11 protein-coding genes are annotated in these 11,626 nt (G+C 64.2%); 6 read left to right on the top strand and 5 right to left on the bottom strand.

Annotation, left to right across the window (positions count from 1 at the left end; genetic code table 11):
- Nucleotides 1-85: 85 nt before the first annotated feature.
- Entirely contained in the window at nt 86-616 is a 531-nt protein-coding gene (locus tag LPW30_RS00785) for a MarR family winged helix-turn-helix transcriptional regulator (RefSeq protein ID WP_025280249.1), read from the bottom strand.
- A gap of 139 nt (nt 617-755) precedes the next feature.
- On the opposite strand from LPW30_RS00785, the gene LPW30_RS00780 reads away from it, so the two are divergent.
- Nucleotides 756-3,140 (top strand): sucrose synthase, encoded by a 2,385-nt coding sequence (locus LPW30_RS00780; RefSeq protein WP_239679830.1) that lies wholly within the window; start codon nt 756-758, stop codon nt 3,138-3,140.
- A 120-nt stretch (nt 3,141-3,260) separates the two neighbouring features.
- Here the strand turns inward: LPW30_RS00780 and LPW30_RS00775 are convergent, their stop codons facing one another.
- Both LPW30_RS00775 and LPW30_RS00770 read right to left on the bottom strand, forming a co-directional pair.
- Complete coding sequence (locus tag LPW30_RS00775) at nt 3,261-3,560, bottom strand: DUF2845 domain-containing protein (RefSeq protein ID WP_025280251.1); 300 nt, start codon at nt 3,558-3,560, stop codon at nt 3,261-3,263.
- Nucleotides 3,561-3,680: 120 nt separating this feature from the next.
- Complete coding sequence (locus LPW30_RS00770) at nt 3,681-4,988, bottom strand: MFS transporter (protein ID WP_025280252.1); 1,308 nt, start codon at nt 4,986-4,988, stop codon at nt 3,681-3,683.
- A gap of 148 nt (nt 4,989-5,136) precedes the next feature.
- Between LPW30_RS00770 and coaBC the strand changes: the two genes are divergently transcribed.
- The 4 genes from coaBC (at nt 5,137) to argB (ending at nt 9,278) form a co-directional block, all read left to right on the top strand.
- Nucleotides 5,137-6,342 (top strand): bifunctional phosphopantothenoylcysteine decarboxylase/phosphopantothenate--cysteine ligase CoaBC, encoded by a 1,206-nt coding sequence (gene coaBC / locus LPW30_RS00765; RefSeq protein WP_239679829.1) that lies wholly within the window; start codon nt 5,137-5,139, stop codon nt 6,340-6,342.
- 7 nt (nt 6,343-6,349) lie between these two features.
- The gene (gene dut, locus LPW30_RS00760) at nt 6,350-6,805 is read left to right on the top strand and encodes a dUTP diphosphatase (RefSeq protein ID WP_025280254.1); all 456 of its coding nucleotides are present in this window, start codon (nt 6,350-6,352) and stop codon (nt 6,803-6,805) included.
- Nucleotides 6,806-6,903: 98 nt separating this feature from the next.
- Nucleotides 6,904-8,304 (top strand): phosphomannomutase/phosphoglucomutase, encoded by a 1,401-nt coding sequence (locus LPW30_RS00755; protein WP_239679828.1) that lies wholly within the window; start codon nt 6,904-6,906, stop codon nt 8,302-8,304.
- Nucleotides 8,305-8,390: 86 nt separating this feature from the next.
- Nucleotides 8,391-9,278, top strand: a complete 888-nt coding sequence (argB, locus tag LPW30_RS00750) for an acetylglutamate kinase (RefSeq protein WP_025280256.1) — start codon at nt 8,391-8,393, stop codon at nt 9,276-9,278.
- Between the two features lie 56 nt (nt 9,279-9,334).
- Here argB and LPW30_RS00745 read toward each other — a convergent pair whose 3' ends face one another.
- Nucleotides 9,335-9,979 (bottom strand): DUF4124 domain-containing protein, encoded by a 645-nt coding sequence (locus LPW30_RS00745; RefSeq protein ID WP_025280257.1) that lies wholly within the window; start codon nt 9,977-9,979, stop codon nt 9,335-9,337.
- 14 nt (nt 9,980-9,993) lie between these two features.
- Entirely contained in the window at nt 9,994-10,641 is a 648-nt protein-coding gene (pyrE, locus tag LPW30_RS00740) for an orotate phosphoribosyltransferase (RefSeq protein WP_025280258.1), read from the bottom strand.
- Nucleotides 10,642-10,745: 104 nt separating this feature from the next.
- On the opposite strand from pyrE, the gene LPW30_RS00735 reads away from it, so the two are divergent.
- Nucleotides 10,746-11,525, top strand: coding sequence for an exodeoxyribonuclease III (locus LPW30_RS00735; protein WP_239679827.1), 780 nt, complete (start codon nt 10,746-10,748; stop codon nt 11,523-11,525).
- The last annotated feature ends 101 nt before the right edge of the window (nt 11,526-11,626 follow it).

The following is an 11,626-nucleotide window of genomic DNA, read 5'->3' as shown; positions in this document are numbered from 1 at the left end:
CCTCTCTGCTATGCATATGACCCTTGGATAGTACTAGGCCGGGTGGCTGCAAGGCCAGCGATGCCCCGGGTCGAGAATGGCACCGTCAATCGTCGGCGATAGGCTTGAGTGCTGCCTTTTCGTCCGGGGTTTCCATGATCTCCAGCAGATCCCCCAGACCCGCCTCCAGGGCGGCAAGGCTTTCGGCGGGCAGCGCCTGCAGGGCCCGGTTGAGTTCACCCTGGGCCGGAGCCGGGGCGTTGTCCAGCAGGCCTTGCCCTGCGGGCGTGGTGAACAGCCGGACCACCCGTTGATCGCGGCCGGCCCTGCGGCGCTCCAGCAGGCCCTTGCGTTCCAGCTTGTCCAGCATGTTGGAGGCCGTCGACACGTGTATGGAGAGTCGCTGGGACAGATCCCCCACGCTCAGGCCCGGTTCCAGTTGAACCTCCCAAAGGGCCCACAGCTGCGCGGCGCTGACGCCGCAGTCTTCCTGGATGCGCCGGGAGTGACCCTGCAACGAACGGAACAGCACCCGCAGACGCTGGATGACCGCCTGCACGCGCATCTCTTCGGCGCGACCGCCGCTGCCATGCGGTTCGGCAGGTGGGGAGTGGGCTCGTGACGGAAGGCTGGCCATGGCATGTTCTTTTTGCACAAATCCTTTTTGTACAATAGCATTAAGCTGAACGGGTCACAAACGGGCTTGCCGGTCGGCCTTGCTGCACTGGCCAGGCCACGTATCACCTGCCATCCGATGCGCATCAGGGGGACACAGCATGTTGGAAATCTTGCGGGAAAACATTACCCAACACCGGGAATTCACCTACCTGCTGCTACGTCGTTACCAGAATCTCGGGCGCGCCTTCGTGCTGCGCTCGGACCTGCAGGATGCCTTCCGGGAACTGGAGGCGGAGCATGACGCTCCACCCCCGGACACCTCGACCCTGACACAGATGGTGGAGGATGTGCAGGAGGCGGTGATCACTCCACCCTGGGTCGCCTTCTCCATGCGCCCTCGCGTGGGCCGCTGGGTCTACCTGCGCATCCATGCCGATGAACTGGCGGTGGAGCCGCTCAGCGTGAGCGAGTTTCTGGGCTCGAAGGAGCGCATGGTGGCCCCGCACCTGGAGGAAGACCGCCCCCTGGAGTTCGACATCGGAGCCTTTCAGCGCAACTTCCCCAATATGCGCGAGTCCCGATCCATCGGGCAGGGGGTGGAATTCCTCAACCGCAAGCTCTCCAGCCAGTTGTTCGACGGCCAGGGCCAGGGTTTCGACAAACTTTTCCAGTTCCTGCGGGAGCATCGCTGCAACGGCCAGCAGCTGATGATCAATGATCGGGTGCGGGATGTGGATGGCCTGCGCAGGGCCATTCGCTCCGCCGAGAAGGCGCTCGCCCGCAAGGACCGTCAGACCCCCTGGGTCGAGGTGGCCCACGCGCTGCAGGACCTGGGTCTCGAGGCTGGATGGGGCAAGGACGTGGGCCGGGTGATCGAGAGCCTGCAACTGCTCTCGGAGTTGCTTGAGGCCCCCTCGCCCAAGACCCTGGAGCACTTCCTGGCGCGTATCCCCATGATCTTCAGCATGCTGATCCTCTCGCCCCATGGATTCTTCGGGCAGTCCAATGTGCTGGGGCTGCCTGATACCGGCGGACAGGTGGTTTACATCCTGGATCAGGTGCGGGCCCTGGAGCGGGAGATGCACGACCGATTGGCCGAGCAGGGCCTGGACATTCAGCCACGCATCCTGGTGGTGACCCGCCTCATCCCCGAGGCCCGGGGCACCACCTGCGACCAGCCCGAGGAGATGATCTCCGGCACCCAGAACGCCAAGATCCTGCGCGTGCCCTTCCGGGGGCGCGATGGCGAAGTGGTGCCCCAGTGGACTTCCCGTTTCGAGATCTGGCCCTATCTGGAGCGTTTCACCAATGATGTGGAGACCCGGGTGCGCGCCGAACTGGGAGGGCGTCCCGATCTGATCGTGGGCAACTATTCCGATGGCAATCTGGTGGCCACCCTGCTGTCGGCGCGCATGCACGTCACCCAATGCAACATCGCCCATGCCCTGGAGAAGACCAAGTACCTGTACTCGGATCTCTACTGGAAGGAAAACGAGGAGCACTATCATTTTTCCTGCCAGTTCACCGCCGACCTCATCGCCATGAATGCGGCGGATTTCATCATTACCAGTACCTACCAGGAGATTGCTGGCACCGATCACGCCATCGGCCAGTACGAGAGTTATGGCTCGTTCACCATGCCGGACATGTATCGGGTGGTGAACGGGATTGATGTGTTCGATCCCCGATTCAACATCGTCTCACCGGGGGCGGATTCCGAGGTGTATTTCTCCCATCAAAAAGGTGAGCGGCGCATGAAGGGGCTGCATGAGGAGCTGCACGAGATGGTCTTCGGCGGCCCGCATCCGGAGGGGCGCGGCGTGCTGGCAGAACCGGACAAGCCCGTCATCTTCACCATGGCACGTCTGGATCGCATCAAGAACATCACCGGTCTGGTGTCCTGGTATGCGGCCAATCCGGAACTGCGCAAGCGGGCCAACCTGGTGGTGGTGGCCGGTTACACCGATGCTTCCCGTTCCTCCGATCGTGAGGAGCAGGAGCAGATCGCGCACATGCATCATCTGTTCGATGAATATGGTCTGGAGGATCAGGTGCGCTGGTTGGGGGTGCGCCTGGACAAGGTGCTCTGCGGCGAACTCTACCGCTATATCGCCGATCACCGCGGCGTGTTCGTGCAGCCGGCCCTGTTCGAGGCCTTTGGTCTGACGGTGATCGAGGCCATGGTCTCGGGGCTGCCCACGTTTGCCACCCTCTACGGGGGGCCGCTGGAGATCATCGAGCATGGCCATTCGGGTTATCACATCGACCCGAACCATGGGGACGAGGCAGCCGAAATCCTGGTGGAATTCTTTACCCGCTGCGAGAGTGATCCAGGCCACTGGAACCGCATCTCCCAGGCCGGCATGGACCGGGTGGAGGCCCGTTACACCTGGAAACTCTATGCCGAACGCATGATGACACTGTCCCGTATCTACGGGTTCTGGAAGTACGTCACCAACCTGGAGCGGGCCGAGACCCGGCGCTACCTGGAGATGTTCTACGCCCTCCAGTACCGGCCCCTGGCGGCGCGGCTGGAGCATTGATCGGGTGACGATGCCCGCCTGGAAAGTCTCATGGACTTCAGGCGGGTCCTCCATTGCCGTCCACAGCCCGCCAGGTGACGGATTGGCCCGATGGGGCGATCCGGGCCAGGCCAAGGCGCCTTAGAACCGGCTCCACTCGATCTTGAGGATCTTTCCGTCACCCACCTTGATGGTGTAGTTCAGGTCATTGTGCCTGTAGAACCAGGTCTCCGTGGTCCGCCATTCCACGCAGTCACGTCGTTCCCGACGTACGCAGGCGTCCCGGCTGCTGCGCTGGATGGGCTCGCCCATGTGTTCCAGCAGCAGCCAGGCCGGACTGCCCTCGCGGATGAGCACGCCATCGAAACGTAGGCTGGAGGCCTGGGATGTGGTGCTCACCAGGAGCACCAGCAAGAGGAGCCATCTGTACTGTTTGATCATGTGCGCTCTGGCCCTTTCATGGGGGGATTCTGTGATCATAACAGGGGGCAGCACGAGCCAGCTGCCCGGGGCGACCAGTTCGGCCGTGGGTCGCACTTTTGTGGGGATGGCCGGGGGTTATCAGTCCTCCACAATATTTTTTCCCCGAGTCTCCACCAGTAGCCACGACGCCACCGTGGCCAGCGCCGCAAAGCCGGTGAGCAGCCAAAGCCCACGCTGATAATCCCCTGCGTCATAGACCGGGGCGCCGGTGGCACTGAGCGTGCCATCCCAGCCCAGGTCCATCACCCAGCCAAACAAAGGCTGGAACAGGGCAGCGCCCAGGAACAGTCCGGTGTTCACCAGGGCGATGGCCATGCCCGAAAAGGCAGGTGGCGCCACTTCCTTGGCGTGGGCGTACGCCACCACGAAACAGCCGGCGCTCAGGCCCAGCAGGATGAACAGGGTAAGCCCCAGGGCTCCCGGTCCCCAAGGCAGTAATAACAGACCCAGGCACATGCCCAGATAGGCCAGGGCACCAGCCTGCAGCACCGGGCGGCGCCGACCCAGGCGGTCCGAGACATTGCCTGCCACCAGGCAGCCGATGGCGAAGGCTACGGTGGCCAGGGTCGTGTAAAGGGAGGCATCTCCCCGGCTGAGCCCATGAACATCCCGCAGCAGGGGGATGGCCCACAGTCCCAGCATGCCGAACAGACTGCCGGTGATGCCGAAGTCGTAGATGAAACCAGGCCACAGGCGGCGGTTGCTCACCACTGACTTGAGATCCCGTATCCAATGCTGCTGGCGCGGCGTTGCCGGCGGCAGGCCTTCCATCTCACGTACCGATGGGAAACCCATCTGTTCGGGCTTGTCACGCACCAGCCACCAGGAGAGCACGGCCAGGCCGATGGCGATCACTCCCAGGGCCACGAACAGGCTGCGCCAGTCCACCACAAGCAGCATCAAGGCGAGGGGGCCGGTGGCGGCGATGGCCCCCAGGTTGCCCAGCAGCAGGGTGAGGCCGCTGATGCTGCCGTACTTGCGTTCGCTGAACCACACGGAATTGCTCTTCATGAGGCCGACGAAGACCACCGAGACCCCCAGCCCTACCAGGAAACGGCCCACGCTGGCGGTGGCCAGCGTCTCGGCGAGCCCAAAGACGATGGAGCCGCACCCGGCCACTGCGTTGCCCAGCATCACCGCAAAACGCGAACCCAGGGTGTCTGCCAGCACACCTGCCGGCATCTGCATGGCGGTGTAGATGTAGAAATACATGGCCGAGAGGGACCCCAGCGCCGCCGCCGTCACGCCGAATGCTTCGGTGAGTTCCCCGGAAACCATGGCTGGCGCAAAGCGGTGAAAGAACACCAGCATGTAAGCTGCGATGAGCACGCTGTAGATGGTCCAGCGCACCCGTTCGAAGCGGGCGGGATCGTAGGCTTGAGGCATGGGAAGTCCTTGGTCGGAGATGTTTTCGCCGGGGCTTAAGTTACAGGGCCGACAGTGCGAGGTCACGCATGATGCCCGCCGCGCCCCCGGACCAGGACACGCCCTCCGTTCACAGGACTTGCCCTCGCCGACAAGGTAGAATCCCCCCATGCCACTCACAGAAAAGAACATCCTGCTGGGCGTCAGCGCCGGCATTGCCGCCTACAAGAGCTGCGAACTGGTGCGCCTGCTCACCGGGGCCGGGGCGCGGGTGAGGGTGGTGATGACGCCCCGGGCCACGGAATTCGTGGCGCCGCTCACCTTCCAGGCCCTGTCCGGGCACCCGGTGCGCACGGCCGTGTTCGACGCCGAGGCGGAGGCCGGGATGGACCATATCAGCCTGGCCCGCTGGGCCGACGCCATCCTGGTGGCGCCGGCCACGGCGGATGTCATGGCCCGTCTGGCCCACGGCATGGCTGATGACCTGCTGAGCACCCTGTGTCTGGCCACCGAGGCCCCTGTTTGTCTGGCCCCGGCCATGAACCGGGCCATGTGGGGCCACGTGGCCACCCGGGAAAATGCCCGCCTGCTGGCCTCACGTGGCGTACACCTCTTTGGTCCCGGCACCGGTGGGCAGGCCTGTGGTGAGATCGGGGCAGGGCGCATGCTTGAGCCCGCCGAGCTGTTGCAGTCTCTCCAGTCCCTGTTCGAGGCCCCGCGCCTTGCAGGGCGCCATGTCCTGGTCACTGCGGGCCCCACCCGGGAGCCCGTGGATCCGGTGCGCTACATCACCAACCGCAGTTCCGGGCGCATGGGCCATGCCGTGGCCGCCGCTGCCGCACTGGCCGGCGCCCGGGTCACCCTGGTGAGCGGTCCGGTAGCACTGGAAGCCCCTGCGGGGGTGGAGCGTCTGATGGTGGAGACGGCTGAACAGATGCGGGAGGCGGTGATGGCCCACTTGCCGGGTGCCGACATCTTCATCGCCACCGCCGCCGTGGCCGATTACCGCGTGGCGCAACCGGCGCAGCAAAAGATCAAGAAGCAGGGCGACACCCTGGACCTGCAACTGGTGAAGAACCCAGACATCCTCGCCCTGGTGTCAGGCTCTGCGGATCGGCCCTTCACCGTGGGTTTTGCCGCCGAGACGGATTCCCTGGAGCAGCACGCACGCGCCAAGCTCGAGAAAAAGCGCCTGGACATGATCGCCGCCAATGACGTGTCCGGCGGTCAGGGGTTCGATGTGGACGACAACGCCCTGCGGGTGTTCTGGCGCGATGGGGATTGCTCGCTGCCGCGACAATCCAAGGTGACACTGGCGCGGGCGCTGGTGCAGGTGATCGCGGATCGATTCCAGATGGCCCGTGGACAGGACTGAGCCGAACATGCAGACCATACAGATCAAGATTCTCGATGCCCGCCTGGGCCGTGATTTTCCCCTGCCCACCCCGGCCACCGAGGGTTCCGCCGGCGTGGATCTGCGCGCCTGCCTGGATGCGCCCCTGACGCTGCTTCCCGGTCAGGCTGAACTCATTCCCACGGGCATGGCCATGCACATCGCCGATCCGGGCCTGGCGGCCATGATCCTGCCCCGCTCGGGGCTGGGCCATAAACAGGGTATCGTGCTGGGCAACCTGGTGGGCTTGATCGACTCCGACTACCAGGGACCGCTGATGGTCTCCTGCTGGAACCGGGGAGAGGAGTCCTTCGTGATCTCCCCGGGGGAGCGCGTTGCCCAGATGGTGGTGGTGCCCGTGGTGCAGCCCCGTTTCCAGGTGGTGGATGAGTTCGAGGCCACGCAGCGGGGAACCGGTGGTTTCGGCTCCTCGGGCCGAATCTGAGACGACCCCATCCGCCTGTCGGCATCCATCCAGGGCCCTGCAGTTTTGAAAGGTCAGAGGTTTTAACAGGCCCAAGGTTATCTACAGGGATTACCCATATGAGTGTTCAGGTGTCGCCTTCCATCTTCCGGGCCTACGATATCCGCGGGGTGGTGGAGGCTGGCCTGGACCCTGGGGTGGCCGAGGCCGTGGGTCGCGCCTACGGGGCCGAGGCCCGCGAGCAGGGCAGCAAGCGGGTCGCCGTCGGCCGCGATGGCCGTCTCTCCAGTCCGGCACTGGAGGCTGCCCTGGTGAAAGGGCTCATGGCCACTGGTCTGGAGGTGATCCTGCTGGGATGCGTGCCCACCCCAGTGACCTATTTCGCTGCCCTGGAGCTGGCCGATGGCAACGGCGTGATGGTCACCGGGAGTCATAATCCGCCCCGTTACAACGGTTTCAAGCTCATGCTGGGGAGGCGTACCCTGCACCGGGAAACGGTGCAGCGACTGCGTCGCCGCATTGCCGAGGATCGCTTGCCCGAAGGCCCGGGTGGTCGCTGTGTCGAGGCGGAGGTGACCCAGGACTATCTGCACCGACTCTGCAACGACATTCATCTGCACCGCCCCCTGTCGGTGGCCGTGGACTGTGGCAATGGTGCCGCATCGGATATCGCTCCCGAGGTTTACCGGCGACTGGGCTGCCGCGTGGAGCCCCTGTTCTGCCGGGTGGATGGTCATTTTCCCAATCATCACCCCGACCCCTCGCGTCCGGAAAACCTGGCCCACCTGGCCGATGTGGTGCGCCGGCAGGGCCTGGATCTGGGCCTGGCCTTTGACGGTGATGGAGATCGCCTCGGCATGGTGGACGGCCAGGGGCGCATCCACTGGCCGGACCGCCTGATGATGTGCTTTGCCGACGACGTGCTGGCCCATCATCCCGGGGCTGGCGTGGTATTCGACGTGAAATGCACCCATCATCTGGCCGAGGAGGTGCGCCGCCGGGGCGGCGTGCCGGATATGTGGTGTACCGGGCACTCCCTGCTCAAGGCGCGCATGGAAGAAACCGGAGCCTTGCTGGCGGGAGAGATGAGCGGGCATGTATTCTTCCGCGATCGCTGGTTGGGTGTGGATGACGCCCTCTACGCCGGGGCCCGTCTGCTGGAATGGCTGTCGCGAGATGGTCGTCCGCCGGCGCGGGTGCTGGACGACCTGCCTCAGGGCTGTCACACCCCGGAGATCCTGGTGAGCCCCGAAGGGGTTGAGGATGCCCATGATGTATTCATGGCTCGTCTGCTGGAGGCGATGGAAGGTCAGGAAGCGCTGGAAGGCGGTACGATCACACGCATCGATGGCCTGCGAGTGGATTTTCCCGACGGTTGGGGCCTGGTGCGCGCCTCCAACACCACCCCCTGCCTCACCCTGCGCTTCGAGGGCGACACCCCCGAGGCACTGGCACGGATTCAGGCCCGTTTCCGGGCGTTGATGCACCAGGCGGATGTCACGCTCGGGTTGCCCTTCTGAGGCGGGCTGCCACCCTGTCACCCCTGTTCGTTGTATTGTCTTGATCTGTAAAAACGGAGAAATGCCCCATGTCCGAGTCCACCGCCATGGACCAAATCAGTGTGCACACCATCGCCCGGGTGCTGACCGAGGCGCTGCCGTATATCCAGCGCTTTTCCCGCAAGACCCTGGTGATCAAGTATGGCGGCAATGCCATGGTGGACGAGGAACTCAAACGGGGCTTCGCCCGGGATATCGTCCTGCTCAAGCAGGTGGGCATGAACCCGGTGGTGGTCCACGGCGGCGGGCCGCAGATCGGCAAGATGCTGGACCAGCTGGGCAAGGAGTCCCGTTTCATCGACGGCCTGCGGGTGACGGACCGGGAGACCATGGATGTGGTGCAGATGGTCCTGGGAGGGCTGGTGAACAAGGAGATCGTCAGTCTCATCAACCAGTTCGGCGGGCGCGCCGTGGGGCTGACCGGCAAGGATGGCGGGTTGATCCGCGCCAGGCGCTTGAGCCATCGGCGCGCAAAGGCGGACCCCGAGGCCTCGGAGATCATCGATCTTGGGCATGTGGGGGAGGTGGCCTCCATTGATCCGGCGGTGGTGCACATGCTGGACTCGGGGGATTTCATTCCGGTGATCGCGCCGGTGGGGGTGGGTGAGGATGGGGTGGCTTACAACATCAACGCCGACCTGGTGGCGGGCAAGATGGCCTCGGTGCTGGCCGCCGAAAAGCTGATCCTGCTCACGAACACCCCGGGGGTGCTGGATGATGCGGGCAGCCTGCTCACCGGACTGACTGCTCGGGAAGTGGACGAGCTGATCGCCTCGGGCGTGATCCATGGAGGCATGATCCCGAAAATCCAGTGTGCCCTGGATGCGGTCAAGTCGGGGGTGAAGAGTGCCCATATCATCGACGGGCGCGTCGCCCATGCGGTGATGCTGGAGTTGCTCACCGACAAGGGGGTGGGGACACTGATCCGCGGGTGATGGATCCTGGAGCGCCCGGCTCGGGCGCAGGTGGTGTCAGGTCGTATCAGCGATGCCTAGGATGCAGGGCCTTCCTGCTCCTGGCGCAATTGCCGCAGGCGTTTCAGGTCCCGATTGAATCGCTCCACCAGGGCCTCGCGTTCCTGTTGGCGGGCGACCAATTGCTCCTCATGGCGAAGGATCTGGCGTTCCAGCGAGCTCAGGCGCCGCTGCAGGTTCTCCGGTAATTCACGATCCTGGGCCTGGAGGCGCTGGGCCCGGTCACGTGCCTCCTCGTGCTGTTCCTGAAGGGATGAGAGCTTGTTGCGTACCAGGTTGATGTTGCCATCCACCATGGCCAGACGGTCATCCCGGGCGTGCAGCAATTCCCGTTCCGAGCCGAAGGACTGCAGCAGGATGCGGTCCGCGCGGGACTGCTCCGCCTCACGACGAGCGGTCTCTGCCTCCGCGGCCTGACGGGCCTGTTCCCGTTCCCGCTCCTCGGCGGTCTGGGCGCGCTCCAGTCGCTCCACCACCAGCCCCCGCCGATCCAGGACCTCGCGGTCGTAGCGGCCTGCATCGGTGGGCGGGGTGTCGCTGAAGTGCACCTGACCATCCTCGTCCACCCAGCGATACATCTGTGCCCCGGCCCCCGAGGCCATGGTCAGCAGCAAGGTGCCCGCCAGCAGTTGTGTGGGCCATCGCGCGGGGAGGTGGATCACGGCGGCACCCGTTCCTAAATCCGGATCCCGAATTCCTTTCGATAGGCTTCCACGGCATCCCGATGCCGTGCCATGTCGGGCAGTTCGCCCAGGAACTCCACCAGGTCGGAGAGGGTGGCGATGGCATGCACCTTGAGGCCAAAGTCCCGCTCCACTTCCTGAATGGCGGACAGTTCACCCTGCCCCCGTTCCTGGCGATCCAGCGCGATCAACACGCCGGCGGGCTCGGCGCCAGCGGCGCGGATGATCTCCACGGACTCGCGGATTGCAGTGCCGGCGGTAATCACGTCGTCCACGATGAGTACCCGGCCCGTGAGCGGAGAGCCCACCAAGCTGCCTCCCTCACCATGGTCCTTGGCCTCCTTGCGGTTGAAGCAATAGGGGTAATCCCGATCATGTTGCTGCGCCAGCGCGATGGCGGTGGCAGCCGCCAGGGGGATGCCCTTGTAGGCCGGGCCAAAGAGCATGTCGATCTCGGCATCAGCATCCACCAGGGTACGGGCATAGAAGGCCCCCAGTCGTGACAGGTCCCGTCCGGTACTGAACAGGCCGGCGTTGAAGAAGTAGGGGCTGACCCGCCCGGACTTGAGGGTGAACTCGCCAAAGCGCAGTACGCCCCTCTCCAGGCAGAATTGAAGGAATTCGGTGCGGAATGTGTTCATGGGCTTGAAGTTACAAGGATCCCTTGGGGTTCACAAGGCCGGCGGGCAGCCCCTGTGGTAAGTTCGTCGGCTCGACCTGAAACCCTCATCGAACCGATTCAGATATGCGCATTGTCAATTTTAACGCGAATGGTATCCGCTCCGCCGCCCGCAAGGGTTTTTTTCAGTGGCTTGAAGCCTGTGAGGCGGATGTGGTGTGCATCCAGGAGACCAAGGCACAGGTGCATCAGCTCGCGGATGAGACCTTTCATCCCCGGGGTTATCACTGCCACTACTTCGATGCGCAGAAGAAGGGCTACAGCGGCGTGGCCCTCTACACCCGCCAAGCGCCCGATGAGTTGGTGATCGGTATGGATTCGCAGGAGTTCGATTCTGAAGCGCGCTATATCGAGGCGCGTTTTGGTGGCTTGTCGGTGGCCTCCGTGTATCTGCCCTCCGGCTCCTCCGGCGAGGTCCGGCAGCAGGCCAAGTACCGGTTCATGGATGCCTTCATGGGGCGTCTGCGGGCGGCCCGTCAGGATGGTCGGGAGTACATCCTGTGCGGCGACTGGAACATCGCCCACAAGGCCATCGACTTGCGCAACTGGCGCAGTAATCAAAAGAATTCCGGGTTTCTCCCCGAGGAGCGGGCCTGGCTGGATCAGCTCTACGACGAGGTGGGCTGGGTGGACACCTTTCGTCGGGTGAATGCGCAGCCCGATGAATACACCTGGTGGTCACATCGTGGTCAGGCCTGGTCCAGGAATGTGGGCTGGCGTCTCGACTATCAGGTGGCAACCCCGGGGGTGGCGGACAGCGTGCGCGCGGCCGCCGTGCACCGGGAGGATCGCTTTTCCGATCATGCCCCGGTGATCATGGACTACGACTGGCCCGCATGCTGCTGACAGCACGCCGGGTCGCACGACTCGGGCTTTCTATGTTAATTTTCAGCATGATTTCCTGAACGTGCAGTCCTCGGCAAGGCTGGCCCGGGTGCAAGAGGTCG

Origin of the sequence: Ectothiorhodospira variabilis (assembly GCF_022227625.1) — a bacterium.
GTDB classification, from domain to species: Bacteria; Pseudomonadota; Gammaproteobacteria; order Ectothiorhodospirales; family Ectothiorhodospiraceae; genus Ectothiorhodospira; species Ectothiorhodospira haloalkaliphila.
Note: the sequence above shows the minus strand (reverse complement) of the source record. Positions and strands in the feature narration are given on the sequence as shown.